The organism is Alloalcanivorax sp. C16-1 (assembly GCF_046507805.1).
Classification (GTDB): domain Bacteria; phylum Pseudomonadota; class Gammaproteobacteria; order Pseudomonadales; family Alcanivoracaceae; genus Alloalcanivorax.
Genome location: NZ_JBKFTK010000006.1, coordinates 33,221 through 58,652, shown reverse-complemented (window position 1 = coordinate 58,652; position 25,432 = coordinate 33,221). Strand labels below are relative to the sequence as shown.

29 protein-coding genes are annotated in these 25,432 nt (G+C 65.8%); 21 read left to right on the top strand and 8 right to left on the bottom strand.

Features of this window, described 5'->3' with window-relative positions; all coding sequences use genetic code 11:
• Window positions 1–68: 68 nt before the first annotated feature.
• A complete protein-coding gene (locus ACLD0W_RS16440; protein WP_410308561.1) occupies window positions 69–620 on the top strand; it encodes a porin family protein in 552 nt (183 codons plus the stop codon).
• A 90-nt stretch (window positions 621–710) separates the two neighbouring features.
• On the opposite strand, the gene ACLD0W_RS16435 is transcribed toward ACLD0W_RS16440, so the two are convergent.
• Together ACLD0W_RS16435 and ACLD0W_RS16430 are read right to left on the bottom strand one after the other, a co-directional pair.
• Window positions 711–2,033, bottom strand: coding sequence for an ABC1 kinase family protein (locus ACLD0W_RS16435; RefSeq protein WP_410308560.1), 1,323 nt, complete (start codon window positions 2,031–2,033; stop codon window positions 711–713).
• A 109-nt stretch (window positions 2,034–2,142) separates the two neighbouring features.
• Window positions 2,143–2,568: a hypothetical protein gene (locus ACLD0W_RS16430; protein WP_410308559.1), complete on the bottom strand. Its 426-nt coding sequence runs from the start codon at window positions 2,566–2,568 to the stop codon at window positions 2,143–2,145.
• A gap of 267 nt (window positions 2,569–2,835) precedes the next feature.
• Here ACLD0W_RS16430 and ACLD0W_RS16425 point away from each other — a divergent pair, with 267 nt between their 5' ends.
• Complete coding sequence (locus ACLD0W_RS16425; RefSeq protein WP_410308558.1) at window positions 2,836–3,216, top strand: hypothetical protein; 381 nt, start codon at window positions 2,836–2,838, stop codon at window positions 3,214–3,216.
• A 76-nt stretch (window positions 3,217–3,292) separates the two neighbouring features.
• On the opposite strand, the gene ACLD0W_RS16420 is transcribed toward ACLD0W_RS16425, so the two are convergent.
• Window positions 3,293–3,493, bottom strand: coding sequence for a hypothetical protein (locus ACLD0W_RS16420; RefSeq protein ID WP_410308557.1), 201 nt, complete (start codon window positions 3,491–3,493; stop codon window positions 3,293–3,295).
• 305 nt (window positions 3,494–3,798) lie between these two features.
• Here ACLD0W_RS16420 and ACLD0W_RS16415 point away from each other — a divergent pair, with 305 nt between their 5' ends.
• Entirely contained in the window at window positions 3,799–4,812 is a 1,014-nt protein-coding gene (locus ACLD0W_RS16415; RefSeq protein ID WP_410308556.1) for an AraC family transcriptional regulator, read from the top strand.
• A 7-nt stretch (window positions 4,813–4,819) separates the two neighbouring features.
• Here the strand turns inward: ACLD0W_RS16415 and ACLD0W_RS16410 are convergent, their stop codons facing one another.
• Window positions 4,820–5,215, bottom strand: coding sequence for an MAPEG family protein (locus ACLD0W_RS16410; protein ID WP_410308555.1), 396 nt, complete (start codon window positions 5,213–5,215; stop codon window positions 4,820–4,822).
• Between the two features lie 213 nt (window positions 5,216–5,428).
• Between ACLD0W_RS16410 and ACLD0W_RS16405 the strand changes: the two genes are divergently transcribed.
• On the top strand, window positions 5,429–5,830 hold the full coding sequence (locus tag ACLD0W_RS16405; protein WP_410308554.1) for an HIT domain-containing protein: 402 nt from the start codon (window positions 5,429–5,431) through the stop codon (window positions 5,828–5,830).
• Between the two features lie 13 nt (window positions 5,831–5,843).
• Window positions 5,844–6,032: a CPXCG motif-containing cysteine-rich protein gene (locus ACLD0W_RS16400; RefSeq protein ID WP_410308607.1), complete on the top strand. Its 189-nt coding sequence runs from the start codon at window positions 5,844–5,846 to the stop codon at window positions 6,030–6,032.
• A gap of 18 nt (window positions 6,033–6,050) precedes the next feature.
• Here ACLD0W_RS16400 and ACLD0W_RS16395 read toward each other — a convergent pair whose 3' ends face one another.
• Window positions 6,051–6,644 (bottom strand): YajG family lipoprotein, encoded by a 594-nt coding sequence (locus ACLD0W_RS16395; protein ID WP_410308553.1) that lies wholly within the window; start codon window positions 6,642–6,644, stop codon window positions 6,051–6,053.
• A gap of 34 nt (window positions 6,645–6,678) precedes the next feature.
• Complete coding sequence (locus tag ACLD0W_RS16390; RefSeq protein WP_410308552.1) at window positions 6,679–7,650, bottom strand: polyprenyl synthetase family protein; 972 nt, start codon at window positions 7,648–7,650, stop codon at window positions 6,679–6,681.
• A gap of 226 nt (window positions 7,651–7,876) precedes the next feature.
• On the opposite strand from ACLD0W_RS16390, the gene rplU reads away from it, so the two are divergent.
• The 4 genes from rplU to proB all read left to right on the top strand — a co-directional run bounded on the left by rplU (window position 7,877) and on the right by proB (window position 10,853).
• The gene (rplU, locus tag ACLD0W_RS16385; protein ID WP_203105718.1) at window positions 7,877–8,188 is read left to right on the top strand and encodes a 50S ribosomal protein L21; all 312 of its coding nucleotides are present in this window, start codon (window positions 7,877–7,879) and stop codon (window positions 8,186–8,188) included.
• A 27-nt stretch (window positions 8,189–8,215) separates the two neighbouring features.
• The gene (gene rpmA, locus ACLD0W_RS16380; protein ID WP_203105717.1) at window positions 8,216–8,476 is read left to right on the top strand and encodes a 50S ribosomal protein L27; all 261 of its coding nucleotides are present in this window, start codon (window positions 8,216–8,218) and stop codon (window positions 8,474–8,476) included.
• 105 nt (window positions 8,477–8,581) lie between these two features.
• Entirely contained in the window at window positions 8,582–9,763 is a 1,182-nt protein-coding gene (gene cgtA, locus ACLD0W_RS16375) for an Obg family GTPase CgtA (protein ID WP_410308551.1), read from the top strand.
• On the top strand, window positions 9,753–10,853 hold the full coding sequence (gene proB, locus ACLD0W_RS16370; RefSeq protein ID WP_410308550.1) for a glutamate 5-kinase: 1,101 nt from the start codon (window positions 9,753–9,755) through the stop codon (window positions 10,851–10,853). The genes cgtA and proB overlap by 11 nt, the downstream gene beginning before the upstream one ends.
• Before the next feature lie 71 nt (window positions 10,854–10,924).
• Here proB and rpsT read toward each other — a convergent pair whose 3' ends face one another.
• Window positions 10,925–11,191: a 30S ribosomal protein S20 gene (gene rpsT / locus ACLD0W_RS16365; RefSeq protein ID WP_138770834.1), complete on the bottom strand. Its 267-nt coding sequence runs from the start codon at window positions 11,189–11,191 to the stop codon at window positions 10,925–10,927.
• 273 nt (window positions 11,192–11,464) lie between these two features.
• On the opposite strand from rpsT, the gene murJ reads away from it, so the two are divergent.
• The 12 genes from murJ (at window position 11,465) to ACLD0W_RS16305 (ending at window position 24,799) form a co-directional block, all read left to right on the top strand.
• Entirely contained in the window at window positions 11,465–13,039 is a 1,575-nt protein-coding gene (gene murJ, locus ACLD0W_RS16360) for a murein biosynthesis integral membrane protein MurJ (RefSeq protein WP_410308549.1), read from the top strand.
• Window positions 13,040–13,109: 70 nt separating this feature from the next.
• Window positions 13,110–14,048, top strand: a complete 939-nt coding sequence (ribF, locus tag ACLD0W_RS16355; RefSeq protein WP_410308548.1) for a bifunctional riboflavin kinase/FAD synthetase — start codon at window positions 13,110–13,112, stop codon at window positions 14,046–14,048.
• Complete coding sequence (gene ileS, locus ACLD0W_RS16350; RefSeq protein ID WP_410308547.1) at window positions 14,045–16,858, top strand: isoleucine--tRNA ligase; 2,814 nt, start codon at window positions 14,045–14,047, stop codon at window positions 16,856–16,858. Before ribF ends, ileS begins: the two co-directional genes overlap by 4 nt.
• A complete protein-coding gene (lspA, locus tag ACLD0W_RS16345; protein ID WP_410308546.1) occupies window positions 16,851–17,429 on the top strand; it encodes a signal peptidase II in 579 nt (192 codons plus the stop codon). Before ileS ends, lspA begins: the two co-directional genes overlap by 8 nt.
• Window positions 17,422–17,892 carry a peptidylprolyl isomerase gene (locus tag ACLD0W_RS16340; RefSeq protein ID WP_410308545.1) on the top strand — a complete coding sequence of 157 codons (471 nt, stop codon included), beginning with the start codon at window positions 17,422–17,424 and terminating at the stop codon, window positions 17,890–17,892. The genes lspA and ACLD0W_RS16340 overlap by 8 nt, the downstream gene beginning before the upstream one ends.
• 93 nt (window positions 17,893–17,985) lie before the next feature.
• Window positions 17,986–18,921 carry a 4-hydroxy-3-methylbut-2-enyl diphosphate reductase gene (gene ispH / locus ACLD0W_RS16335; RefSeq protein WP_410308544.1) on the top strand — a complete coding sequence of 312 codons (936 nt, stop codon included), beginning with the start codon at window positions 17,986–17,988 and terminating at the stop codon, window positions 18,919–18,921.
• 175 nt (window positions 18,922–19,096) lie between these two features.
• Window positions 19,097–19,570 carry a GspH/FimT family pseudopilin gene (locus tag ACLD0W_RS16330; RefSeq protein WP_410308543.1) on the top strand — a complete coding sequence of 158 codons (474 nt, stop codon included), beginning with the start codon at window positions 19,097–19,099 and terminating at the stop codon, window positions 19,568–19,570.
• A 19-nt stretch (window positions 19,571–19,589) separates the two neighbouring features.
• Window positions 19,590–20,105 carry a type IV pilus modification protein PilV gene (pilV, locus tag ACLD0W_RS16325; RefSeq protein ID WP_410308542.1) on the top strand — a complete coding sequence of 172 codons (516 nt, stop codon included), beginning with the start codon at window positions 19,590–19,592 and terminating at the stop codon, window positions 20,103–20,105.
• 8 nt (window positions 20,106–20,113) lie between these two features.
• A complete protein-coding gene (locus ACLD0W_RS16320) occupies window positions 20,114–20,851 on the top strand; it encodes a PilW family protein (RefSeq protein ID WP_410308541.1) in 738 nt (245 codons plus the stop codon).
• The gene (locus tag ACLD0W_RS16315; RefSeq protein ID WP_410308540.1) at window positions 20,848–21,393 is read left to right on the top strand and encodes a PilX N-terminal domain-containing pilus assembly protein; all 546 of its coding nucleotides are present in this window, start codon (window positions 20,848–20,850) and stop codon (window positions 21,391–21,393) included. Before ACLD0W_RS16320 ends, ACLD0W_RS16315 begins: the two co-directional genes overlap by 4 nt.
• Before the next feature lie 11 nt (window positions 21,394–21,404).
• Window positions 21,405–24,371 carry a pilus assembly protein gene (locus ACLD0W_RS16310; RefSeq protein WP_410308539.1) on the top strand — a complete coding sequence of 989 codons (2,967 nt, stop codon included), beginning with the start codon at window positions 21,405–21,407 and terminating at the stop codon, window positions 24,369–24,371.
• The gene (locus ACLD0W_RS16305) at window positions 24,368–24,799 is read left to right on the top strand and encodes a type IV pilin protein (protein WP_410308538.1); all 432 of its coding nucleotides are present in this window, start codon (window positions 24,368–24,370) and stop codon (window positions 24,797–24,799) included. Before ACLD0W_RS16310 ends, ACLD0W_RS16305 begins: the two co-directional genes overlap by 4 nt.
• Before the next feature lie 4 nt (window positions 24,800–24,803).
• Here ACLD0W_RS16305 and ACLD0W_RS16300 read toward each other — a convergent pair whose 3' ends face one another.
• Window positions 24,804–25,298 carry a GspH/FimT family pseudopilin gene (locus ACLD0W_RS16300; protein WP_410308537.1) on the bottom strand — a complete coding sequence of 165 codons (495 nt, stop codon included), beginning with the start codon at window positions 25,296–25,298 and terminating at the stop codon, window positions 24,804–24,806.
• Window positions 25,299–25,432: the final 134 nt, after the last annotated feature.

The following is a 25,432-nucleotide window of genomic DNA, read 5'->3' as shown; positions in this document are numbered from 1 at the left end:
GGCCTTGCGGAGCAACGCCAAGCCCTTCCGGTCAAATCTCCCTGACCGCTCAAGCAAAGGAGACGCAAATGAAGGTCAGAATTCTCGGCAAGGTGATGGTGTTGTCCTGTTCGCTGGTCGCCGGAGGTGCCTTCGCGGCGGGGCCGTACATCGGCGCCAACTATACCCAGGTGCAGTACGATAACGACGAATACGACACCGATACTCTGAAACTGGATACCGCGGTGGTTCGTGCCGGCTTCGAGTTCAACGACTACCTCGGCGTGGAAGCCCGGGGCGGCATGGGGGTCAGCGATGACTCCAAGGGCATTCTCGATTTCGATCTGGACCATATGTACGGCGCCTATCTGAAGCTTTCCGCGCCGCTCTCCGAAACGGTTCATCCCTATGTGGTCGGCGGCTACAGCAAGATGAAAGGCACCGTCAAAGCCCAGGGTACCGTGGCCGGCATTGATTATTCGGTCAATGAGGATGAGCACTACGAGGGCGAATCCTACGGCGCCGGCCTGGATTTCAATCTCACCGATACCTTCGGCGCCAACCTGGAATACATGCGCTATTACGATCAAGACGACGAGGAGATTTCCGGCATCAGCGTGGGCCTGCGGTCCGCCTTCTGATTGCGGGGCCCGTTTGACTCACCGACCGCGCCGGCGTTTTCGCCGGCGCTTTTCGTTGGGGCTTTACATTGGGGCTTTACGTTAGAGCGCTCAGGCCGCCCGTTCTTCGAGGATGCGCCGTAGCCGTGGCCGCAGGGCGCTGGCCACGCCCAGGTTCTTCAGGGTCCAGTAATGGCCACCCACCACGCGCTGCACCAGCAGCGTTCTGGAGCTGGGCTGGAACTTGAGCATGTCTTCCCAGGGCGTGGCCCGGGCTTTCTTCACCACCTCCTGGTGGACCCGGGCGGCGGCGAAGTCGTAGGGGGTGTCGGAGACACCCTGCAGCAGCACCGGCACCCAGGCGTCGTAGAAGCTGTCGGCGACCCGGGTGTCGGCGCGCCGGGCGCCGATCTCCAGCAGCGCCTGGTCCAATCGTGCCCAGTCCCGCCGCAGGGCGGCGTCGGTGAGCGTGGCCATCAACGCCACGTCCTCCTCCGGCAGCCGCTTCACGGCGCCGAAATCGTAGAACACGATGCTGCCGTCGGTGCGGAACGCAAAGTTGCCCGGGTGCGGGTCGCAATGCACGGCGTGCAGCTGGAAGATCTGCCGGGCGAGCAGGTCGAACAGACGTTCCCCCAGCCGGTTGCGCAGGTCCTGGTCGAAGCCATTGTCGTCGTTGACCCGGTCCAGCGGCGTGCCTTCTTCCAGACTCAGGGTCAGCACGGTGGCGCCGGACAGTTGCTCGAACACCGTCGGGATCACCACGTCGGTATCCGGGCGGTGGAAATCGCGGAACAGGCGCAGATTCTCCGCCTCCCGGTGGTAATCCAGTTCCTCGTCCAGTTGCTGGCGGATCTCCCGAAACACCGCGTCCAGGGCGCGCTCGTCCACCCGCAGCAGGCTGCCCAGCTTGAGAATGCGCTTGAGGTGCTTCATGTCCGAGTCGATGGAGCTCTTCACCGCCGGGTACTGCACCTTCACCACCACCGGCTCGCCGTCCAGGGTGGTGGCCCGGTGCACCTGGCCGATGGAGGCGGCGGCGAACGGGGTTTCCTGGAAGTCCGCGAAGCGCTCCGCCACCGGACCGCCCAGTTCCTTCTCCAGCTGCCGCCGGATCACGTGGAAGGGCATGGGCGCGGAGGCGTTCTGCAGCACCGCCAGTTGCTCACTGATTTCCCGGGGCAGCACGTCCTGCATTTGCGAAGCGATCTGCCCCACTTTCATCACCGCGCCTTTCATCTGCCCCAGGGTGGCGGCCACTTCCCGGCCGATGTGGCGCATCAGTTCCTCGCGGCTGGCCTGGCGGTCCTGGTCCGATTGGAACCAGCCGCGCACCTGCTGGCCCGCCACGCGGGTGGCGATGGAGGTGGTCATGCCCGTCAGTTTCCAGAATCGGCCGCCGGTGGAGGCGGCCCGGTCGCGGCGTTTGGCCATGGTGTGCTCGCTGGCGATGGGAAGCCGGATCAGCCTAGCGCCGTGGCGGGAATAAAAAAAGGGACCCGATCAGGGTCCCATCAAAGGAGAGCAGGCAGAAAAACAGGAATCAGGCGTCCTGCTGCTTGCCGGCACTCAGTTGTTCACCGGTGCTGACCCAGTCGTCGAACAGGCGGCGGCCGCGCTCGCGCACGGACGCCACCGCGCCGGCGCCGGCCAGTACGAATTCATTGCTGTGTTCCGCGCGCTCACCACGGACCTGTTTGCCGGTCTCGAGGCACTCTTCGTACAGCGCGTGGCGTTTTTGCGGCGCCTCGCTGAGCAGGGCGCGGGTATCTTCCACCAGGCCGCGACCGGCCAGCAGCAGCCGGGATTTGCCCTCGGCCTGCTCGCCATAGGCGTCACCACCGGCTTCCACCCAGCGGGCGTACAGCGCTTCCGAGTTCTCGCCGGCTTTGCTGTAGGCGCCCAGGCCGGCCAGGTACAGTTTGTCGCCCCATTGGCGGGCACGGTTCAAAAAGGTTGAATCAGACATGCGGTAACCTCCTTCACATCCGTCGCTTCGATGGCGGGCATAATAATGACCGTGCGAGGGTGGCCGGATCGCTGTTGTCCAACAATCCTACACAGTCATTCTCCGCAGGCTGTGACAAGCCGCTCAGGTCCGCCGCCAAGTCGGACGTGGCGGGAACCGGGGGCCGGGCCTTACACTCCCTTAAGGTGAGGCCGCGGGCCCTCCACGGCGCCCCGGGCGCCCCGCGCCGCCGCCATTCAATACCAAGTTCCGGATCGAGACGTCTTTATGATCGAAAAGGTGATCGCCAAGGTGCCTGACCGCATCTGGGCGAGCGAACGCCCCGCCCGTGCCCGCCAATGGGACGCGGAGTTCAACGTGGCCGCCTGGGCCCGGGTGTCCGGCCAGCCGGGCACGCTGCAATTGGTGGTTCGCTACCTGGATACCAGTAACCATCATGCGGTGCTGGTGGACGCCGCCGAGGTCAGCGGTGACGGCAGCGCGCTGCTGTCCGGGCTGGTGCGGTTGCGTTTCACGGACAGCGTGGAACAGGTCCAGTTGTCCCTGCGGCTGTCGGACCCGGGCACGCGCTATGTGATCGAGGAACTGTACATGCAACGTCGGGGCACCGCCCTGCGTCCCCAGGACAAGCTGATTTCCAACTATTGACCGCCGCCTTCGCGGCCACCGGCCGCGGGGCGGACCCGGCCTTCCCCCCGTGGGCCCGCCCTTGTCCGGCGCCTGACTAACGGCCGTAGCCGGCCGCCGGTTCCGGCGCCGTTCCCCCCTCGCGCTCGGACGGGGCCTCCAGATTGTCGGCGACCACGTCCTCTCCGATCTCCAGCAGGGATTCGGGCCAGCTCTGAAAATCCAGCCCGGTGAGCCTGTTGAGATTGTCCAGTGCCGCTTCCGGACACCGCTGTTCCATTCTGATGATTCTGCTCATGTCCGATCCCCCGCCGGCGCTGCGTCGCCCTGGCGACAGTCCATCAAGCGATAATCGTGCCACCCCGGTGCGGCGGTAAAAGTGCTTTTGCATCAAGGGCTTGCTTGGGATTCTCCGGGGTGTGGCGATGCGCCGGGGCGTGCCTCGGCAGGATGTGACCCGCAGCGTCACCCCGGTGCCCGCCGCGTCGCCTGGGGACGCTGGCCGGTGGCGGTCAGGGTAGGGCGCTGCGGCCCTTGCCTTGATGGGAGAGGTATGGGTAAGGTGACGCCGGGCTGGTCATTTTGGGCCATGGGACAATAAGTATGACGATTCTCAAAATGAGTGCGGAGGACTACACCATCTCCGCCGAATATCTGGCGTTGATGCTGGAGTTTCTTGAAAAGCGGGGCGTCAGCGAGGAACGGGCGCTGGCCGGGTTGCCCATCGAGACCGGATGCTGGCGGGACCCCAAGGCGCGCCTCACCGCCGCCGTGTTCGACCGCTTCGCGCGCCGCGCCCTGGCTCTTACCGAAGAGCCCTGGATGGGCTGGGAGCTGGGCGCCTCCATGACGCTCTCCTCCCACGGCTTTCTGGGTTACGCGGCCATGAGCAGCGATACCCTGGGCGATGCCATCGAGCTGGCGGTGAAGTTTTTCCGCACGCGCAGCACCATTATTCAATTGGAAAGCTTCACCGAGGGCGACTGGGCGGTGCTGCAGGTCAATGAAATGCTGGCGTTGGGGGATCTGGCGCCGCTGGTGGTGGAAAGCCTGTTTTCCAGCTTTCACTTCATGGCCATGCAACTGATCCCCGATGTGGAGATCCTGGGCGAGCTGCGCTTTTCCTACCCGGAGCCGGCTTACTTCTCCCGGCTGCGCGGACTGATTCCGGTGCCGGTGTTCTTCGACTGCGCCAATAGCCAGATGCGCTTCCCGCTGGAGCGTCTGCAGCGCCGGCTGCGTTTCGCCGACCCGCGCCTGGCGCAGATGGCCGCCGCCCAGTGCGAGCAGGAGATGGAACAGATCAAGGCGCCGCCGGCGCTGCTGGGCCAGGTGCGGCGCATCATGCTGGCCGGCTCCGGCGGTTTTCCCGGCGTCGAGGATGTGGCCTCGGAGCTGCACATGTCGTCGCGGACCCTGAAGCGCAAGCTGCAGCAGTTGGGCACCAGCTATCAGACTCTGCTGGACGACCTGCGCAAGGGGCTGGCGGTGGAATACCTGACCCAGAGCCCCCGCTCGGTGGACGAGATTGCCCTGGCCCTGGGGTATTCCGACGCCTCCAACTTCGCCCGGGCGTTCCGTCGCTGGACCGGTCGCAGCCCTTCGGACTACCGGTGAAGCCGGCTCAGCGATAGCTCAGGATCAGTTGCGTCACCGCCCCGCCCAGCCCGCCGAGCAACAGGGTCAGGGTGGCCAGGAAACCGAGCAGAAAGCCGCGCCCGCGCTGGCGCGGTTGCTCCAGGTAGGCGTTGAAGTAGAGCTGGCGCCCGACCACGAACAGCAGGCCCAGGGCGGCGCCGGCGCGCGGCTCCAGGTACCAGCCGAACAGCCACAGCGCCGGCAGGAACAGCACCAGTTGCTCCACGGTGTTGCCGTGGGCACGCTGGCAACGCTCGAACAGCTCATGGCCGTGGATGGCCGGGGCGCGGATCTGGTATTTGACCCGGGCCCGCCCCACCACGAAGCTGAACAGCGCGCATTGCAGTACCGCCACGGCGGTGATGACCGCTACCCATTCCATGACCTTCCCCCTTGGTAAGGTGAAATGCCCTCCCTGGTCACGGACCGGCGTTCCTTTTTTCGTCGGGTGTTTTATCGTGTAGTGTGCGCCCGGCGGCGGCGCTCCGGCGCCGGGCTGGCGCTAATTTTTGCGTATCATGTTACGGGACGCCGTCGGTCTTGCCCAGCCGTGTGGTGGCTCTGTGTTTGCGGATATCTGATGGACGATCGATCTATGGCTTCTCTGCATCCCCGTCTGGCCGCCGACACCGGCGCGCTGGGCGAAACCGATCTGTGCTGGCTGCGCTGGATGCGCGACGCCCGTTTCCCCTGGCTGATCGTGGTGCCCAAACGGGATGGCCTGCGCGAGTGGCACCATCTGCCCGCCGCCGATCAGACGCGGCTGCTGGCCACGGTCAATCACCTGGCCGCGGAGCTGGAGCGGGTCACCGGCGCCGATAAGATCAACCTGGGCGCGCTGGGCAACCTGGTGCCGCAGTTGCACGTGCACGTGATCGCCCGTTTCGAGGAGGATGAGTGCTGGCCGGGCCCGGTCTGGGGGCAGGGCACGCCGCGGCCCCTGGAGACCGAGCCGGATTGGCTGGCGCGAGTCCGCCTGCCGCAGGATTCGCCGTGAGGAGGCCCGATTGATGGAATTGATTCCGGTGTCGGTGCAATGTCCGCACTGCTGGGAATACTTCGAGGCGCTGGTGGATCCGTCCCAGGGCGATCAGGAATACGTGGAGGACTGCCACGTGTGCTGCCAGCCCCTGGTGTTCACGGTGACCTGGGCGGACCCGGATACGCCGACGGTGTCGGCGCAGCCGGAAAACCCCTGAGTCGCTGAAGCCGGCGGCTTACGGGGAGGGCAGGGGAGAGTCGTCGCCGGCCAGGAAGTCGAGCATTTCCCGGTCGTTCAGCAGGCGCTCGATGGAGCGGCTGAGGATTTCGTTGACCATGGCCTGGTTGCGTTCCACGTTGGGCGTGAAGGGCAGATCGTGCTGGGTGCTGCTCTTGTAGGTGCCGGTGTGGGTGGTGTCGCCACGCCGTGCCTCGGCCTGCAGGGTCAGGTCCAGATTGACCCGGTTGACCACCGAGCCTTCCTCCGGCACGTAGTCCAGCTGCTCCAGGCGCACTTCCAGGGTGGTGGCGTCGCCGCCCGGGTTGAAGGCGTTGTAGCCCAGGCTCTGCAGGCCGCCGCGCACCGCTTCCTCGATCGCTTCGCGCACGTCGTTGGCGGGCATCACCAGCGCCGTGTCCTTGTAGACGCCGCCCCGGGAACCGAACGCCTTCTGCGACCGCGAATCCACCGCGATCACCTGCACCGGGCTGTTCTGGCCGAAGTTGGCCGGCGTGACCTTGGGTTTGGGTTCGATCTGGATCTGCTGCGGGCTGAGCGCGCAGCCGGTGACCAGCAGCGCCGCGGCGACCAGGACGAGAAGCTGTTTCATGCCATTCTCCATAACAGGTGGTGGAACAGGAGCCTCAATAGGTGCGGCGCAGGGATTCCTCCGCCAAACGTTGCAGTGCTTCCTTGTAACGCGAACCGGGCAGCGGCGCCAGTGCTTCCAGGGCGCGGGCGGTGTGCTCGCCGGCGCGCTCGATGGTGTAGCGCAGGCCGCCGCAATCGTGCACGATCTCGACGATCTCGCGCAGGTGATCCAGGCCGCCGGTGCGAATGGCGTTCTTGATCAGGTCGGCGTGCTGCGGCGCGCCGTGCTGGATGGCGTAGATCAGCGGCAGGGTGGGTTTGCCCTCGGCCAGGTCGTCGCCCACGTTCTTGCCCAGGGCACTCACGTCGCCCTGGTAGTCCAGTACGTCATCGATCAGCTGGAAGGCGATGCCCAGGTGCAGACCGAAGGTGGCGAAATCCGCGCAGCGGTCCGGCTCGGTGCGGGCGCCGAGTACCGCGCCGGTCTCCGCCGCCGCCTCGAACATCTTGGCGGTCTTATGGTGGATCACCCGCATGTAGCTGTCCTCGGTGGTGTCCGGGTCGCGGGTGTTGATGAGCTGCAGCACCTCCCCCTCGGAGATGGTATTGGTGCTCTGCGAGAGGATCTCCAGCAGGCGCTGGTCCTCCAGGGCCACCATCAATTGCAGCGCGCGGGAGATCAGGAAGTCGCCGACCAGCACGCTGGCGGAGTTGCCCCAGACCGCGTTCACCGTGGGCCGCCCCCGGCGCAGGCTGGATTCGTCCACCACGTCGTCGTGCAGCAGGGTGGCGGTATGCAAAAATTCGATCACCGCCGCCACGTCCACGTGCTGTCCGCCGGTATAGCCGGACGCCCGGGCGCTGAGCAGGCCGACCAGGGGGCGCAGCCGTTTGCCGCCGGAATCGACGATGTAGTCGCCCACTTCGCGGATCAGCGGAACTTCCGTGTCCAGGTGATGGGTGATGAAGCGATTCACCGCCTCGAAGTCGTCCGCGACGACGGAACTGATGGCCTTGAAATCCATGGAGCGCTATCCAAAAAAGGGGGCGTGAACAGCGGGCAATGCTAGCAGCGGGGCCCGGTCAGTCAAGAAAAGCCATCCGCCGTGAAGCCGCGGTAAAGGGGCTTGAGCGCGGCGCCGGCTTGGCGTACACTTCGCGACCCAGTTTTTCATCATCCGACGGGCACCGAAAGCGGCTCTCGCCCAACACAGCGAGCCCGCCCGCGAGGATCTATCCGGAGCAAGTAAGATGTACGCAGTCATCAAGACGGGTGGCAAGCAGTACCGCGTTGAAGAGGGTGATACCCTGCGCGTGGAGAAGATCGAAGTGGCCACCGGCGAGACCGTGGAATTCGATCAGGTGCTGCTGGTTGCCGACGGCGACGACGTGAAGGTGGGCCAGCCCCTGCTGGACGGCGCCAAGGTGTCCGCCGAGGTGGTCGAGCAAGGCCGCCACAAGAAGGTGAAAATCGTCAAGTTCCGTCGCCGCAAGCACTCCCGCAAGCAGCAAGGCCATCGCCAGTGGTACACGGCGGTGAAAATCACCGGGATCCAGGGCTGATCCGCAACGCAGCAAGAGGATTGAGACATGGCACATAAAAAAGCCGGTGGTAGTACTCGTAACGGTCGTGACTCCGAAAGTAAACGCCTTGGCGTGAAGCGCTTCGGCGGTCAGGAAGTCAAAGCCGGCGAGATCATCATCCGCCAGCGTGGCACCCGCTTCCATTCCGGTGTGAACACCGGCATGGGCAAGGACCACACCATCTTCGCCACCGAAGCCGGTCGCGTGAAGTTCGAGACCAAGGGCCCGCTGGGCCGCAAGTACGTGGTGATCGAGCCCGTGGCCTGATCCCTCCGGGATCACAAAAAAGCCCCGCGAGGCCCGGCCCGCGGGGTTTTTTTATGGGCCGCCGCGCTAGAATACCTATTCATCCGTTTCTGAAGAGTCGCCCCCATGCAATTCGTCGACGAAGCCACCATTGATGTCCGCGCCGGCAACGGCGGCCACGGCTGCCTGAGTTTCCGGCGCGAAAAGTACGTGGAGTTCGGCGGCCCCGACGGCGGCGATGGCGGCGCCGGCGGGCACGTGTACGTGTTGGCCGATAGCAACCTGAACACCCTGGTGGATTACCGCTACGAGCGCAGCTACAAGGCGCGCAACGGCGAGCCCGGCAAGGGCCGGCAGATGACCGGCAAATCCGCCGACGACATCTATCTGAAGGTGCCGGTGGGCACCACCGTGGTGGATCTGGACACCGACGAGGTGCTGGCGGATCTGACCCGCGACGGCGAGGCGGTGATGGTGGCCAAGGGCGGCCGTGGCGGTCTCGGCAACGTGCACTTCAAGAGCAGTGTGAACCAGGCGCCGCGCAAGACCACCAACGGCACCCCCGGCGAGGTGCGCCGCCTGCGGCTGGAGCTCAAGGTGCTGGCGGACGTGGGGCTGCTGGGCATGCCCAATGCCGGCAAGAGCACCCTGATCCGGGCGATCTCCGCCGCCAAGCCCAAGGTGGCGGATTATCCGTTCACTACCCTGGTGCCCAACCTGGGGGTGGTGAAGGCGGACCGTTACCGCAGCTTCGTGGTGGCCGATATTCCCGGCCTGATCGAAGGGGCCGCCGAGGGCGCCGGCCTGGGCATCCGCTTCCTCAAGCATCTGGCCCGCACCCGCCTGCTGCTGCACGTGGTGGACATCGCGCCCCTGGACGGTGAGCCGGCGGACCAGATCGACGCCATCGCCGATGAGTTGGACCGGTTCTCGCCGGCCCTGGCGGAGCAGGAACGCTGGCTGGTGTTCAACAAGATCGACCTGCTGCCCGACCAGGAAGCCGCCGAGCGCGTCGAGGAGATCGTCGCCGAGCTGGGCTGGCAGGGGCCGGTGTTCCGGCTGTCCGCCGCCGCCGGGGTGGGCTGCGAGGAGCTGGTGTACGCGCTGATGAACGCCATCGAGGGGCGTCGCCAGCGGGAGAAGGAAGATCCGGAGTACGCCGCCGAGCAGCGTTCCCTGCGTGAGCGCCTGGAGCAGGAGGCCCGCGAGAAGATCCAGGAGATCAAGCGCGTCAACCGGGCCGCCCGGGACAACGACGACGATGATGACGACGACGATCACGATGTGGAGATCGTCTATGAGCGCTAGGTGGGTGATCAAGATCGGTAGCGCCCTGCTCACCAATGACGGGCGCGGCCTGGATCGTGATCTGATGCAGGTGTGGGTGGATCAGATGGTGGCGCTGCGGGCCGCCGGCATTGAGCCCATCGTGGTGTCCTCCGGCGCCGTGGCCGAGGGCATGACCCGGCTGGGCTGGGCCCGTCGGCCGGAATCCATCCACCAGCAGCAGGCCGCCGCGGCGGTGGGGCAGATGGGGCTGGTGCAGGCCTGGGAGTCCTGTTTCCGCAAACACGACCTGCACACCGCCCAGGTGCTGCTGACCCACGATGATCTGTCCGACCGCAAGCGCTACCTGAACGCGCGCAGCACCCTGCTGACCCTGCTGGGTTTCTCGGTGGTGCCGGTGGTCAATGAAAACGACACCGTGGTCACCGACGAAATCCGTTTCGGTGACAACGACACCCTGGCGGCGCTGGTGGCCAATCTGGTGGAGGCGGACCGCCTGGTGATCCTCACCGACCAGGAGGGGCTGTTCGACGCGGATCCGCGCCAGAACCCCGCCGCCACCCTGATCCGCGAGGCGCGGGCCTCCGACCCGGCCATCGCGCGAATGGCCGGTGGCGGCGGTTCCGGCCTGGGCCGTGGCGGCATGGCCACCAAGGTGCGCGCCGCCGGGCTGGCGGCACGCTCCGGGACGATGACCACCATCGCTTCGGGTCGTCGTCCGGAGGTGCTCGCCGAGCTGCTGGCCGGCGCCGCGCCCGGCACCACCCTGATGCCGGATACCTCGCCCATGAACGCCCGCAAACAGTGGCTGGCGGGGCACCTGCGCATGCGCGGCCGGCTGGTGCTGGACGCGGGCGCCGCCCGCCGTTTGCGGGAAGCCGGTTCCAGCCTGCTGCCGGTGGGAGTGGTGGATGTCTTCGGGCAGTTTTCCCGGGGCGAGATGGTGGCCTGTGAGGATGAGCACGGCGAGCGGGTCGCCTGCGGGCTGATCAACTACGACGCCGCCGATGCCCGCCGGCTGTGCCGCAAGAAGAGCCACGAGATCGCCGAGGTGCTGGGTTTCATGAACGAAGAGGAGCTGATCCACCGGGACAATATGGTGGTGCTCTAGAGCGGCATGCCGCGGGCGTCAGACATAAAAAAACCGGCCAGAGGCCGGTTTTTTTGAGCGCGTGCGCTGGATCAGGCCGCCATGGCCTTGATCTTGGCGTTCAGGCGGCTCTTGTGGCGCGCGGCCTTGTTCGGGTGAAACTTGCCCTTGCGGGTGGCCTTGTCCAGCACCGAGGTCGCCTTCTGGAACGCTTCCTGGGCGGCGCCTTGGTCGCCGGACGCAATGGCCGCGTTCACCTTCTTGAGGTACGTACGCACCATGGAACGCATCGCGGCGTTGTGCTGACGACGCGTTTCCGCCTGACGCGCGCGTTTGCGTGCTTGCGGTGAGTTAGCCAAGGTCCTGCTCCTGTCTTGTCTCTGACCGGCCCCGAAAAAGGCCGTATCAATCTGCTTGATTCGGTGAAACCGGGACGCACGAAGCCCGTGGGCCGGTTTGAAGGTGCGCAATGATGCCGATCCGTACCTGAGAAGTCAATAATAAACCGCTGATTAAGCCGGTGTCCGGCCGGGTCAGCGTGGCGCCTGACCTGATTGGCCCGCCATGGCCGCTGCTTCTGGCGGGCGGTCGGCGCTTTGGGTACCCTTGGCCGGTTTCACGGAGACCCGGGAATGGACGAGCAGGCGACGAAAGGTAAAAAAGGCGGTTTGCTGGCCTCCACCCTGGTGGTCAGTGCCATGACGCTGCTCTCGCGGGTGCTGGGGCTGGTCCGTGACGTGGTGCTGGCCCGTCTGCTGGGCGCGTCCGCCGGCACCGATGCCTTCTTCGTGGCCTTCCGCATTCCCAACTTTCTGCGCCGCCTGTTCGCCGAAGGGGCCTTCAACCAGGCGTTCGTGCCGGTGCTCAGCGAATACCGCACCCGGGCCCGGGACGAGGGCAGCCTGGCCGCCACCCGGCAACTGATCGACCGGGTCGCCGGTACCCTGGGCGGTACCCTGGCGCTGGTCACCCTGCTGGGGGTGCTGGGCGCGCCGCTGCTGATCTGGGTGTTCGCCCCCGGGTTCGGCGACGACCCCCATAAAAGGGCGCTGGCGGTGGAGATGCTGCGGCTGACCTTCCCCTATCTGTTTTTTATCGCCCTGACCGCCTTTGCCGGTTCCATTCTCAATACCTGGAACCGCTTCGCGGTGCCGGCGTTCACGCCGGTGCTGCTCAACCTGAGCCTGATCGGCAGCGCGCTCTACCTGGCGCCGCACTTCGCCGAGGGGCGCATGGCGGTGGCCCTGGCCTGGGGGGTGCTGATCGCCGGTATCGTCCAGTTGTTGTTCCAACTGCCGTTTCTCGCCCGCCTGAGCCTGATGCCGGTGCCGCGCATGGCCTGGCGCGACCCGGGGGTGCGTCGCATTCTGCGGCTGATGGCGCCGGCCCTGTTCGGCGTGTCGGTGAGCCAGATCAATCTGTTGCTGGACACGGTGCTCGCCTCGTTGCTGCAGACCGGCTCGGTGACCTGGCTGTATTACTCCGACCGGCTGACGGAACTGCCGCTGGGGGTGTTCGCCATCGCCATCGGCACGGTGATTCTGCCGAGCCTGTCCGGCAAGCACGCCGGCGACGACCCGCAGGCGTTCCGGCGCACCCTGGACTGGGCCCTGCGCCTGGTGCTGCTGATCGGGGTGCCCGCGGCCCTGGCCCTGGCGGTGATCGCCGAGCCGCTGCTGGCCACTCTGTTCCGGCACGGCGAGTTCACCGCCAACGATGTACTGCGCTCGGCGGAATCGCTGCGCGCCTACAGCGCCGGGTTGGTGGCGTTCATGTTGATCAAAGTGCTGGCGCCGGGCTATTTCGCCCGCCAGGACACCAAAACGCCGGTGAAGATCGGCGTCATCGCCATGGTCGCCAATATGGTGCTCAACCTGATTCTGGTGTGGCCGCTGCAGCACGCCGGCCTGGCCCTGGCCACCTCGCTGTCGGCCTGGCTCAACGCCGGCTTGTTGTACCTGGGGCTGCGCCGGGGCGGGGTGTTCCAGCCGCTGCAGGGCTGGGGGCGCCACTGGCTGCGGCTGCTGCTGGCCGGCGCCGCCATGGCCGGGTCGATTTATTTTCTGGCCCGGTTCGCCGGTGTCTGGCTGCAGGGGCCCTTGACCGAACGGATACTCTGGCTGGGCCTGATCGTGGTGGCCGGCATGGTGATTTATCTGCTGGTCCTGCTGATTCTTGGCCTCAGACCTCGCCACCTGCGCCGATGATTTCTATAATCGGCCCTCTTTTCTCCCGGACCGGCGGCCACCACGCGGCCGGGAAGGCAATGAGGGCGGAATGCGACTGATTCGCGGCATTCACAATCTGAGGCCGGCGCACCGGGGCTGCGTGGCCACCATCGGCAATTTTGATGGCGTGCACCTGGGGCATCAGCGCATCCTGGCGCAGGTGATCGAAGAGGCCCGTGCCCGCGACAAACTGGCCACGGTGATGCTGTTCGAACCCCAGCCCCAGGAGTTCTTCGCCCCCGAACAGGCCCCGGCGCGTTTGATGAGCCTGCGCGACAAGCTGATCGCGCTGCGCGATCAGGGCGTCGATCAGGTACTCTGTGCCCGGTTCACCGAGGGCTTTCGCAGCCTCACCGCCGAGGCGTTCGTGCGCGATCTGCTGGTGGCCGGGCTGGGCATCGATTATCTGGTGGTGGGTGACGACTTCCGTTTCGGTTGCGGCCGGGACGGCGATTTCGAGTACCTGACCCGGGCCGGCGAGCGCTTCGGGTTCGCGGTCACCGACACCCCCACCTGTCAGGTGGACGGCGAGCGGGTCTCCAGCACCCGGGTGCGCGCCGCCCTGGAGGCCGGTGACTTCGTGCTGGCGGAGCGGCTACTGGGCCGTCCGTACCGTATCAGCGGGCGGGTGCGCCACGGCGACAAGATCGGCCGCACCCTGGATATGCCGACCGTGAACCTGGCCCTGAAACGGCCGGTGTCGCCGCTGCAGGGGGTGTTCGCGGTGCGCGTCAGCGGCGCTGGCCTGGCCCACCACCCCGGCGCCGCCAATCTGGGCACGCGGCCGGCGGTGAACGGCCGTGAGAACCGCCTGGAAGTGCATCTGCTGGACTACAGCGGCGACCTGTACGACGACCACCTGAGCGTGGATTTCCACCATTTCGTGCGCCCGGAAACGAACTTTGACAGCCTGGACCATCTCAAGGCCGCCATGCGGCGGGACCTGGAGCAGGTAAAAGCCTTTTTTGCACAAGACGACGGACTATGACGGACTACAAGGCGACGCTGAATCTTCCCCACACCGACTTTCCCATGAAAGCCGGTCTGGCCACCCGTGAACCGGAGCGGCTGGCGCAATGGCGCCAGCAGGATCTGTACCGGAAGATTCGCGAGACCGCCGCCGGGCGTCCCAAGTTCGTGCTTCACGACGGCCCGCCCTACGCCAATGGCTCGATTCATATCGGCCACTCCATCAACAAGGTGCTCAAGGACATGATCGTCAAGGCGCGCGGCTTTGAAGGCTTCGACGCGCCCTACGTGCCGGGCTGGGACTGCCACGGCCTGCCCATCGAGCACAAGGTGGAGCAGAAGGTGGGCAAGGCCGGCCACAAGGTGGACGCGCGCACCTTCCGGGAGGAGTGCCGGGCCTACGCCGCCGAGCAGCTGGAAGGGCAGAAGCAGGATTTCATCCGCCTGGGCGTGTTCGGCGATTGGGACAACCCCTACCTGACCATGAACTTCGACACCGAGGCGAACATCATCCGCGCGCTCGGCAAGATCGTGGACAAGGGCCTGCTGACCAAAGGCTTCAAGCCGGTGCACTGGTGCCTGGACTGCGCCTCCGCCCTGGCGGAAGCGGAAGTGGAATACCAGGACAAGAAATCGCCGGCCATCGACGTGGCCTTCGCCGCCGTGGACCCGGCGGACTTCGCCGCCCGCACCGGCGTCACCGCCAGCGCCCCGGCGCTGGTGATCTGGACCACCACCCCCTGGACCCTGCCCGCCAACCAGGCGGTGGCGGTGCACCCGGAGGTGGACTACGTGCTGCTCAGCGGCGAACAGGACGGCCGCGCCCGGGAGCTGGTGGTGGCCGAGGCGCTGGCGGACACGGTGATCGAGCGCTACCGCCTGGAGAACGTGGACCGTTCGTCGCCGTTCCAGGGCCAGGTGCTGGAAAACCTGTCCCTGAACCATCCGTTCCTGGACCGCGTGGTGCCGGTGGTGCTGGGCGAGCACGTCACCGTGGACGCCGGCACCGGCTGCGTGCACACCGCGCCGGGCCACGGTGAGGATGACTTCGCCGTGGGCAAGCGCTACGGCCTGGAAGTGGACAGCCCGGTGCAGGACAACGGCGTGTTCCGCGAGGACCTGCCGGTGGTCGGCGGCCTGCACGTGAACAAGGCCAACGGCCCGGTGATCGAGGCGCTCAAGGAACACGACGTGCTGATCGCCAAGCAGAGCATCACCCACAGCTACCCGCATTGCTGGCGGCACAAGACACCGATCATCTTCCGCGCCACCGCCCAGTGGTTCATCGGCCTGGGCGAAAGCGGCCTGCTGGCCCGCGCCCGCGAGGAAGTGAAAAAGGTCACCTGGACCCCGGACTGGGGCCAGGCCCGCATGGAAGGCATGCTGCGCGACCGGCCGGACTGGTGTATCTCGCGGCAGCGCACCTGGGGCGTGCCGATCGCCCTGTTCGTGGACAAGGCCACCTCCGAGCCGCACCCGGACACCCCGCGCCTGATCGAGGAAGTGGCGAAGCGGGTGGAGAAGGAAGGCATCGAGGCTTGGTTCCAGCTCGACCCGGTGGCGCTGCTGGGCGACGACGCCGAGCGCTACAGCAAGGTCACCGATGTGCTGGACGTGTGGTTCGACTCCGGCACCACCCATTTCTCGGTGCTGGAGCAGCGCCCGGAGCTGACCGTGCCGGCGGACCTTTACCTGGAAGGCTCCGACCAGCACCGGGGCTGGTTCCAGTCGTCGCTGCTCACCGGCACCGCGATCCGCGACGCGGCCCCCTACAAGGGCGTGCTCACCCACGGCTTCACGGTGGACGAGCAGGGTCGCAAGATGTCCAAGTCCCTGGGCAACGTGATCGCTCCGCAGGAAGTGTGGAACGAGCTGGGCGCCGACATCCTGCGCCTGTGGATCGCCTCCACGGACTACCGTGGCGAAATGACCGTGTCCAAGAACATCTTCAAGCAGGTGGCGGACAGCTACCGGCGGATCCGCAATACCGCCCGTTTTCTGCTGTCCAACCTGAACGGCTTCGACCCGGCGGCCAACGCGCTGGCGCCGGACAACATGCTGGCGCTGGACCGCTGGGCCGTGGCCCGCGCCGCCCAACTCCAGGACGAGCTGCGTGAGCTGTACAACGGTTACCAGTTCCACCAGGTCTACCAGCGGCTGCACAATTTCTGCGCCAACGAGCTGGGCGGCTTCTACCTGGACATCATCAAGGACCGCCAGTACACCACCCGCGAGGACTCGGTGGCGCGCCGTTCCTGCCAGACCGCCCTGTATCTCATCGCCCAGGCGCTGGTGCGCTGGATGGCGCCGATCCTCAGCTTCACCGCCGAGGAGATCCACGAGCATCTGCCTGGCGACAAGGCCGACTCCGTGTTCCTGACCACCTGGTTCGACGGCCTGTTCGCCCTGCCGGCGGACGCGGACATGGATCTGGCGTTCTGGGAGCGGGTACAGGCGGTCAAGCAGGCGGTCAACAAGGCCATCGAAGAGGCGCGCAACCGCAAGGAACTGCGCGCCAATCTGGCCGCCGACGCTACCCTGTATGTGGACGACGGGCTGCGGGACCTGCTGGCCCGGCTCGGCGACGAGCTGCGTTTTGTCACCATCACCTCCACCGCCACCCTGGCGCCGCTCGGCGAAGCGCCGGCGGACCTGGAGGACAGCGCGGTGGCCGGGCTCAAGGTCCAGGTGGCGCCGTCGCCGTACACCAAATGCGCCCGTTGCTGGCACCATCGCGAGGACGTGGGCGTGGATCCGGCGCACCCGGAGATCTGCGGCCGCTGCGTGACCAACGTGGAAGGCCCGGGCGAGGAGCGCGACTATGCGTGACACCCAGGCGGGGCGTGACACCCAAGGGGGGCGTGACACCCAAGGGGCGCGTGACACCCAGGGAGCCGGCTCCGCCGTGGCGGCCGCCCGGGGCCTGCCCGGCCAGTTGAACTGGCTGTGGCTGACGGTACTGGTGATCGCGCTGGATCAGCTCACCAAGCATTGGATCGTGGCCCGCTTCGAGCTGTACGAGCGCCTGGAGATCCTGCCGGTGTTCAATCTGACCCTGGCCTACAACACCGGCGCCGCGTTCAGTTTTCTGGCCGGTGCCGGCGGCTGGCAGCGCTGGTTCTTCGCGGTGGTGGCCCTGATCGCCGCGGTGCTGATCCTGGGCTGGCTGCGCAAACTCCGCACCGAGCGCATGCAGGGCGCGGCCCTGGCGCTGATTCTCGGTGGCGCCCTGGGCAACCTCTACGACCGGGTGGTGCTCGGCCATGTGGTGGATTTTCTCGATTTCTATTGGGGAAATTATCACTTCCCGGCCTTTAATATCGCCGACAGCGCCATCACCTTGGGGGCCATACTGATCATTCTCGACATGCTGCTGGGAGGGCGTCGCGCCCATGACTGACGACCTGCGGGTCGGCCCGCAAACCCGTGTCACGCTGCATTTCGCGGTGCGTCTGATGGACGGCACCGAGCTGGACAGCACCTTCGACGGCAACCCGGCCACCTTCGCCTGGGGCGATGGTTCACTGCTGCCAGGCTTCGAAAAGGCCATCCTGGGCCTGCGTGCCGGTGACAAACGCAGTGTCTTTATCGACGCCGAGTCCGGGTTCGGTGAGTACAACGAGCAGAACGTGCAGCACTTCAAGCGGGCCACCTTCGCCGCCGAGGAGCTTGAGCCGGGCACGGTGATGAACTTCGCCGACGCCGCCGGCGCCGAGCTGCCCGGCGTGGTCACCGGCCTGGATCAGGACTGGGTGACGGTGGACTTCAATCATCCCCTGGCCGGCCGCGAACTCACCTTTCAGGTGGAAATCGTGGCGGTCGAGCACGACGCCCCCGAACAGGCGGTGAAATTCAGTTCATAGTCGCGCCGCTTGGCTTCCCGCCAGCGGATCGGAGACAATGGACGTCGCCGCCTGTCCGGCAAGCGCTAAACGTCTCTCAATCAGGCCGTTCCTATGGAAATCCGTCTCGCCAATCCCCGCGGCTTCTGCGCCGGCGTGGACCGTGCCATCGAAATCGTCAACCGCGCCCTGGACGTGTTCGGGCCGCCGGTGCATGTGCGTCACGAAGTGGTGCACAACCGCTATGTGGTGGACGGCCTGCGTGAGCGCGGCGCGGTGTTCGTGGAGGAACTCCACGAAGTGCCCGACGACGCCATCGTGATCTTCAGTGCCCATGGTGTTTCCAAGGCGGTGCAGGACGAGGCGGAGCGCCGTGGCCTGCGGGTGTTCGACGCCACCTGCCCGCTGGTCACCAAGGTGCACATGGAAGTGATCCGCTATGCCCGCGAGGGCCGGGAAGCGATCCTCATCGGCCACGAAGGCCATCCGGAGGTGGAGGGCACCATGGGCCAGTACGACACCTCCCGGGGCGGTCGCATGTACCTGGTCGAGGACGAAAAGGACGTGGCCGACCTGGTCGTGACCGACCCGGACAATCTGGCGTTCGTTACCCAGACCACCCTCAGCGTGGACGACACCGCCCGCATCATCGACGCCCTGCGCGCCCGTTTTCCCAATATTCTCGGGCCCAAGCGCGAGGACATCTGCTACGCCACCACCAACCGGCAGGACGCGGTGCGTCAGCTGGCGCTGGAATGCGACCTGGTGCTGGTGGTGGGCTCGGTGAACAGCTCCAACTCCAACCGCCTGCGTGAACTGGCCGAGCGCTGTGGCACCCAGGCCCATCTGCTGGACGATCCCACCATGATCGATCCCGCCTGGCTGGACGGCAAAGGGTCCGTCGGCGTGACCGCCGGGGCCAGCGCCCCGGAAGAACTGGTCCACCAGGTGGTGGCCCGTCTGCGTGACCTGGGCGGCCAGGACGCCCACGAGATCCCCGGCCGTGAGGAAAACATCCGCTTTTCCATGCCCCGCGCCCTGCGGGGCTGAGCGCCCGGAGCGTCCCAGCCTCCGGGAAACTCGCCCCAAACCATGAACTGGGTCACCTCTTGCTCACCGTTTGAGCCGCTCGGGGCGGTGAACGCACCGCTCGTCCAAGTCCCGTTGCCCGCGGTTTTACAATTGATACAGTGTGATCACCGTAATCTGGGAACGGAGTGCCGGGGTGATCGACGCACGCAAGGGACGTAAAGAGCAAGGCTTCACCATCATCGAACTGATGCTGGCGATCGGTCTGGCGGCGGTGCTGCTGGCCATCGCGGTGCCGTCGTTTCAGTCGGTCACCGCCAACAACGCCCTGCGATCCAGCACCGCCGATCTGATCACCGCCATCAACACCGCCCGGGCCCAGGCCGTGAACCGGCGCAAGCCGGTGGTGCTGCGTCATCTGGGCAGTTCCTGGAACGACGGCTGGGAAGTCTTTTACGACGGCGACGACACCGAAGGCGATCAGCGATTCCTGCCCGCCGGCACCGTCACCGTGACCTCGGCGGACGATGAGATCGAATTCCTGCCCTCCGGCCTGATCGCCGCGGACGTGGAATTCCAGGTCTGTGACGACCGCAGCGGGGAAAGCGGCCGGCGCATCCGGGTCGGCCGCTTCGGCGTGATCGACAACGCGGTGATCACCTGTGGGTAAGCAAGGAGGTCCAGGGGGAATGGACAGGGGTAAGCGATACCAGACCGGGGTGGGCATGGTGGAAATTCTGGTCGCCCTGCTGGTGCTCGCCATCGGCGTGCTCGGCTACGCGGGGCTGCAACTGAGCGCCCTGAAGGGCGCGGAAACCGCCCAGACCCGTTCCCAGGCCACCGCCCTGGCCCGCGACGCCCTGGAGCGGGTGCTGGCCAACGGCGCCGCCCGCGACACCTACATGGACCCGGACCAGTGGAGCGGCGACACCGCCGCCTTCGGCGACGCGCCGCCTTCGGACTGTTTCGACAGTGCCTGTGACAGCGACGACATGGCGGCCTGGGACATCGAACAGCTGGAATGGCAGGCCGGGGTGCTGCTGCCCGCCGGTCGTATCCGCATGCAGCCCTGCGGCGCGGCCTCCGGCCCCACCCAATGCGTGGTGGTGGCCTGGCGCGAGCAGGACATCGGCGAGTGCGTACGCAACGGCCAGATCAACGCCGATGAAGGCAGCCAGTGCGTGGTGATGGAGGTGGCGCGATGAACCGGTGCGTGAAACGCCAAGGAATGCACGGCTTCAGCCTGATCGAGTTGATGGTGGCCATGGTGCTCGGCCTGCTGATCACCGCCGCCGCCGTGTCCCTGTTTTCCACCAACCAGCGCACCTTCGCCTTGCAGCAGGCCATGAGCGAGGCCCAGGAACAGGGTCAGCTGGCCATGCGCTTTATCAGCCAGGACCTGAAGCTGACCGGCTATATGAGCGATCAGGTGGCGGCCACCGAACTGGCCGGCATCGTCACCAGCCCCTTCGACAATATGCCGGTGGCGGCGGAAGGCGGTGCCGACAGCGACCGGTTGACCCTCAGCTACCACGGTGAGGCGGATTGCACCGGCAAGACCCTGACGCCGGCGTCGCTCACCGAGATCATCAACAGCTACTGGGTGGACGACGACGGCAACCTGAAATGCCGGGGGAATCTGGCCGCGGACGACGTGATCCTGCTGCAGGGCGTGCGCAGCTTTCAGGTGCTCTACGGCATCGACCAGACGGTGGACGGCGTGGCTTTTCCCGCCCGTTACGTCACCGCCGACGACATCGGTACCTCGCCGGTGGTGGCGGTGAAGGTGGCGATGCTGCTGGAAAAACCCCTGAACAGCATGGACGGCACCGAGCAGGAACAGACCTTCTACCTGCTCGACCATGAGGAAACGGTGGAGGCCGGGCGCACGCTGCGCCGCCAGTTCCAGACCACCGTGGCGATCCGCAACTACCGCTGGAATGAGATATGAAATACCTGGATACCGCCGGCCGCCAGCGCGGTGTGGCGCTGCTGGTGGCGCTGATGATCCTGGTGATCGTGTCCTTGATGGGCATCACCGCCATGAAAACCAGCATGTTCAGTTCCAAGATTTCCACCGGCACCCAGGTGGACGCCATGTCCTTCGAGGGCGCGGAGTCCGCGGTGGAGGAGGCCTACGGCTATCTCTACACCATGAGCAGCGCGGAGTTGCAGCCGTTTTTGAATGGCCAGGTGATGCAGCGTTGCCTGACCGCGTCCGGGGTCAGCCTCGCGGCTTGCCAGAATACCGACCGCATGGATTCCCGTGGCCTGGTTCAGGCCGGATCCCGCACCCGGCAAAAAGGCATGCAGCCGGTATCCGGCGGGCAGGTCAGCATGACCGGCTCCGGCAGCATGATCGTCGACTACACCTTTGAAATCATGGGCGACTCGGAAATCGAACAGTTCGAGGTGGATGACCACCATCTTCAGCAGGCACTCAAGCGCGGCATGGTGGCGTCCTCGGACTTCAACAATATTGGTCAGGAATGATCGGGGGGAGCATGAACAGAATCGTTGTCTTCTTGTGTTTGCTCGGCGCGGTCCTGATGGCGCCCACCTGCCTCTACGCGGACGACACGGAGATCTATTTCGCCCAGGCCGACGCCAGTAACGAGGCCAACGAACAGACCGCCAATGTGCTGTTCCTGATCGATACCTCCGGGAGTATGTGTGACCGGCCCCGAGGCAGCCGCGACTGCTCCCGGTCGGACACCAAGATGTACCAGCTCAAGCAGGCGTTTACCCAGGTGGTGGACGGCCTCAGCGACGGCGTGCGCATCGGTGTCGGCAAATTCAACGGCGGCTACGACAGCAATGGCTATGGCGGCTATGTGTTCTACCCGGTCAGCGATATGGACGACAACGCGCGCCAGGAGGTGAAGAACCTGGTGAACGGCCTGCAGGGCACCTCCAACACGCCCACCATGGAAGCCTATTCGGAAATGGCCCGCTACATGATGGGACTTTCCCCGTCCGATTACGCCAAGCGCGGCGAAGCCGTACAGAACGATCCGCGCCGCTCCGTGAACATCACCTGTTACGGCAACCAGTGTTACACCGCCTCGCAGTACAGCTCGCCCATGAACATGGACAACCAGTGCGAGACCAATCACATCATCGTGATGACCGACGGTGACCCCACCCAGGATTCGGATTACTCCAGCGTGCGCAACCTGGCCGGTGGCTGGTGCAACGGCTCCTATTCCTGCCAGGCGGATCTGGCCCGCTGGCTGATGGACGATGATCGCAACAGCAAGGGCCGGTCGGTGCGCACCTGGCAGGTGGCGTTCGGCGTGGGCGCCAACTCCAGCCAGGTCACCAACATGAACGATGTGGCCAGTAACGGCGGCACCGACACCGTGCGGCTGGCGGACAACGCCGACGAACTGGCCGCCGAGTTCAACGACATTCTCAACCTGATCGCCGAGGACTCCCAGACCATCACCTCGCCCGGCGTATCGGTGAATCAGAACAATCGCCTGGAGCATCTGGACCAGCTTTACTACGCCATGTTCAAACCGGAGAAGACCTCGGTCTGGCCCGGCAACCTGAAGCGTTATCGGCTGGAAGACGGCAAGGTGGTGGACGCCAACGGCAACCGGGCGGTGGATGGGGACACGGGCTATTTCCGTGAGACCTCGAAGAGCTACTGGACCGACGGTGAGCCGGACGGCCCGGATGTGCGCAAGGGCGGTGCCCGGGCGGAGCTTTCCGGTCGCAAGCTGGTGATCGGCAACGTCAACGGCAACGGCTCCTACACCCTGGACGAGGAGCGCCTCGAGGAAATGGACGAAAGCGATTTCGGCATTCCCGATCACGGCGCGGTGCCCGCCTACGACACCAAGGAAGAGGTCTATGCCGCGCTGTTGACGATGTGGGGGGACCCGATGCACAGCGTGCCCCTGCTGGTGAACTACGAGGTGGACAGCAACGGCACCGATGCCGACGACCAGACCAACTATGTGTTCGTCTCCACCAATGGCGGCATGTTGCACGCCATCGACACCGACAACGGCAATGAAAAGTTCGCCTTCATGCCGGACGAGATGCTCAAGCAGGCTTACGACCTGGTGCGCTCGCCACCGCTCAGCGAGGACAATATCCGCAGTCTGTACGGAATGGATGGCAGCTGGGTGGCCTACCGCACCGCCGAGAGCAACGGTGATGCCGACGACGTCTATATCTACGGTGGTATGCGCCGGGGCGGCAGCAATTACTACGCCCTGGACGTCTCCGACATCGATAATCCCAGATTGGAATGGCGCATCCGCGGTGGCTGGATGGCCGACAGTGATGCCGCCGACCCGGACAGTGGCTTCGCCCGGCTCGGGCAGAGCTGGTCCACGCCGACCCTGACCCGGGTGAAGGTGGGCGATACCATCAAACCGGTGCTGGTGTTCGGTGGCGGTTACAGTCCGGATGACCATGACACCGCCGGCAGCCGCGCCAACAAGGATGACCTGGGCAATGCGGTGTACATGGTGGATGCCATGAACGGGGACTTGCTGTGGTCGGTAGGCTCGGACAACGCCACCCACCAGGTGTCGGACATGAAGTGGGGCGTGCCCGGTGGCATCGCGGTGGTGGACCTGAACCTGGACGGGCTGGCTGACTACCTCTATTTCGGCGACCTGGGTGGCCAGCTGTTCCGCATCAATCTGGACAACACCGGCGACAGCAACTCGGATCTGGTGGACGGCGTGGTGCGGCTCGCCAGCCTGGGCGGCACCGGTGCCCAGGATCACCGTCGCTTCTACGAGGCGCCGGCGGTGGGCTACCAGCGCAGCGGCCTGAGCGAAACGCTCTATGTGGCCATCGGGTCCGGCTACCGGGCCCACCCCCTGGACGAAAACACCGACGAAGGCTTCTTCCTGGTCGCCGACCATAATTTCCGCAGCACTAACCAGTCCGCCAATGTGGTCACGCTCAGTGATCTGCCCAATGTGGCCGGCACCAGCCCGCCCACCCTGGACGGGTCCGGCGACGGCTGGCGGGTGGCGTTCCGCCGGTCCGGAGAAAAGGTCATGTCATCACCGACCATTTTCCAGGGCAGTGTCATGTTCACCACCTACAAACCCTCGGACGTGGATCAGGACGCGGATCCCTGCGTGGTTCGCTACGGCAATGCCTACGCTTACCGGGCTGATCTGCTCACCGGCGAGGCGCGCTCGTTCACCAACGACGGCGACGTCTCGGGTGGTGACGGCGATGGCGGTAGCTGGGATGGCGAGGAACTGGATTCCTCCACCATTCCGCCCAGCATCATTCCCATTTTTGAGGGAGGCAACGGCGGCGGCGATGACGATGACGAAGGGCCTGGCAACGGCGAAGTCCAGTTCTGCACCGGCCTGGAGTGCCCCGGTGGCGTCGACCTGCAGTACGCCATGTTCCGCAAGCAACGCTGGTACCCGATGAAGAAAAACGACGCCAACGAATACTTCCCGCCGGCTCAGGAGACGGAACAATGACACAGGCCACAGGACGCAGCCGGGGTTTCACGCTGATCGAGCTGATGATCGTGGTGGTGATCGTGGCGATTCTGGCCGCCATCGCCTACCCGTCGTACACCAACCAGGTGCGCGAAACCCGCCGCTCCGAATACCAGGGCAAGCTGATGGATCTGGCCGCGTCCCTGGAGAGTTACCGGGCGCGCCGCTTTTCCTACAAGGACGCCGGCGGTGCCCTGGGCAGTCTGGCGCCGGATCTGGCCAACAACGACTACTACACCGTGGTCGTCAACGTGACCGATAACAACCAGCGCTACAACGTGGTGGCCACGCCGAAGGGGCCGCAGAGCGGTGACGGTCAGCTGAGGCTGGACAGCGAGGGGCGCACCTGCTTCACCAAGGGCAGCACCTGCACGCTGGGCACCTCGCCGGCCTGGGGAAAACGCTGACCGGTCACCGGCAGCGACCGCCGTCGTCCGGTTCGACGCGGGCGGTGCCCATCACCGTCATCACGATGCGGCGGGCCTGACGGCGGTTGCAGATCAGGAAGTGGCCGTTCTGGTAGTAGAGATTGCCACGGCGGCCATAGCGTAGCGCCTCGCCCCGGAAGCGCCGCCATTCCAGGGTGGTGCCGGTGGGCAGGCGCAGCCGCTCCAGCACGTCGCCCTCGGTGACCCGGCCGTCGTCGTCCCGGTCGGTGGCCAGCAGCAGCCGGTCGGTGGTATCGAAGCGCTCGCAGTGGCTGTGGCCATCGCAGAGCAGCAGCGGTCCGCGGGTAAAGGCCTCCGCCCGGGCCCGGTGCATCAGCCCCAGTACGCCGTTGCTGGCGGCCACCACCCGCTGCGCGGGCATCAACTCCGCGCTCATGTAATGGCCGGCGCCGACCAGAATGGCCGCCACCAGCAGGGCGGTGAGACACTCCACCAGCGTGAATCCTTTGACTTCCATGTCGTTGCCTCCTGGCTGTGGCTTCGCCGCGCGCCCGGGCCGGCATCCTGCCGGTTCTTGATCCGTCGCAAGGCGAGGGCGGTTTGCCCAATATCCGGTTTCAGTTTACGTGCCCGCCGGCGGTTGCCCTGTGT

Bases quoted from the DNA above. Each gene is read 5' to 3' on its own strand.
- ACLD0W_RS16315 (WP_410308540.1), top strand. From the start codon at position 20,848: ATGAAATACCTGGATACCGCCGGCCGCCAGCGCGGTGTGGCGCTGCTG.
- rplU (WP_203105718.1), top strand. From the start codon at position 7,877: ATGTACGCAGTCATCAAGACGGGTGGCAAGCAGTACCGCGTTGAAGAG.
- ACLD0W_RS16400 (WP_410308607.1), top strand. From the start codon at position 5,844: ATGGAATTGATTCCGGTGTCGGTGCAATGTCCGCACTGCTGGGAATAC.
- ACLD0W_RS16425 (WP_410308558.1), top strand. From the start codon at position 2,836: ATGATCGAAAAGGTGATCGCCAAGGTGCCTGACCGCATCTGGGCGAGC.
- ACLD0W_RS16410 (WP_410308555.1), bottom strand. From the start codon at position 5,215: ATGGAATGGGTAGCGGTCATCACCGCCGTGGCGGTACTGCAATGCGCG.
- cgtA (WP_410308551.1), top strand. From the start codon at position 8,582: ATGCAATTCGTCGACGAAGCCACCATTGATGTCCGCGCCGGCAACGGC.
- proB (WP_410308550.1), top strand. From the start codon at position 9,753: ATGAGCGCTAGGTGGGTGATCAAGATCGGTAGCGCCCTGCTCACCAAT.
- murJ (WP_410308549.1), top strand. From the start codon at position 11,465: ATGGACGAGCAGGCGACGAAAGGTAAAAAAGGCGGTTTGCTGGCCTCC.
- ACLD0W_RS16440 (WP_410308561.1), top strand. From the start codon at position 69: ATGAAGGTCAGAATTCTCGGCAAGGTGATGGTGTTGTCCTGTTCGCTG.
- ACLD0W_RS16340 (WP_410308545.1), top strand. From the start codon at position 17,422: ATGACTGACGACCTGCGGGTCGGCCCGCAAACCCGTGTCACGCTGCAT.
- ACLD0W_RS16300 (WP_410308537.1), bottom strand. From the start codon at position 25,298: ATGGAAGTCAAAGGATTCACGCTGGTGGAGTGTCTCACCGCCCTGCTG.
- ACLD0W_RS16415 (WP_410308556.1), top strand. From the start codon at position 3,799: ATGACGATTCTCAAAATGAGTGCGGAGGACTACACCATCTCCGCCGAA.
- ACLD0W_RS16390 (WP_410308552.1), bottom strand. From the start codon at position 7,650: ATGGATTTCAAGGCCATCAGTTCCGTCGTCGCGGACGACTTCGAGGCG.
- ACLD0W_RS16430 (WP_410308559.1), bottom strand. From the start codon at position 2,568: ATGTCTGATTCAACCTTTTTGAACCGTGCCCGCCAATGGGGCGACAAA.
- lspA (WP_410308546.1), top strand. From the start codon at position 16,851: ATGCGTGACACCCAGGCGGGGCGTGACACCCAAGGGGGGCGTGACACC.
- ACLD0W_RS16395 (WP_410308553.1), bottom strand. From the start codon at position 6,644: ATGAAACAGCTTCTCGTCCTGGTCGCCGCGGCGCTGCTGGTCACCGGC.
- rpmA (WP_203105717.1), top strand. From the start codon at position 8,216: ATGGCACATAAAAAAGCCGGTGGTAGTACTCGTAACGGTCGTGACTCC.
- ACLD0W_RS16310 (WP_410308539.1), top strand. From the start codon at position 21,405: ATGAACAGAATCGTTGTCTTCTTGTGTTTGCTCGGCGCGGTCCTGATG.
- pilV (WP_410308542.1), top strand. From the start codon at position 19,590: ATGGACAGGGGTAAGCGATACCAGACCGGGGTGGGCATGGTGGAAATT.
- ACLD0W_RS16305 (WP_410308538.1), top strand. From the start codon at position 24,368: ATGACACAGGCCACAGGACGCAGCCGGGGTTTCACGCTGATCGAGCTG.
- ribF (WP_410308548.1), top strand. From the start codon at position 13,110: ATGCGACTGATTCGCGGCATTCACAATCTGAGGCCGGCGCACCGGGGC.
- ACLD0W_RS16435 (WP_410308560.1), bottom strand. From the start codon at position 2,033: ATGGCCAAACGCCGCGACCGGGCCGCCTCCACCGGCGGCCGATTCTGG.
- ACLD0W_RS16405 (WP_410308554.1), top strand. From the start codon at position 5,429: ATGGCTTCTCTGCATCCCCGTCTGGCCGCCGACACCGGCGCGCTGGGC.
- ACLD0W_RS16420 (WP_410308557.1), bottom strand. From the start codon at position 3,493: ATGAGCAGAATCATCAGAATGGAACAGCGGTGTCCGGAAGCGGCACTG.
- ileS (WP_410308547.1), top strand. From the start codon at position 14,045: ATGACGGACTACAAGGCGACGCTGAATCTTCCCCACACCGACTTTCCC.
- ispH (WP_410308544.1), top strand. From the start codon at position 17,986: ATGGAAATCCGTCTCGCCAATCCCCGCGGCTTCTGCGCCGGCGTGGAC.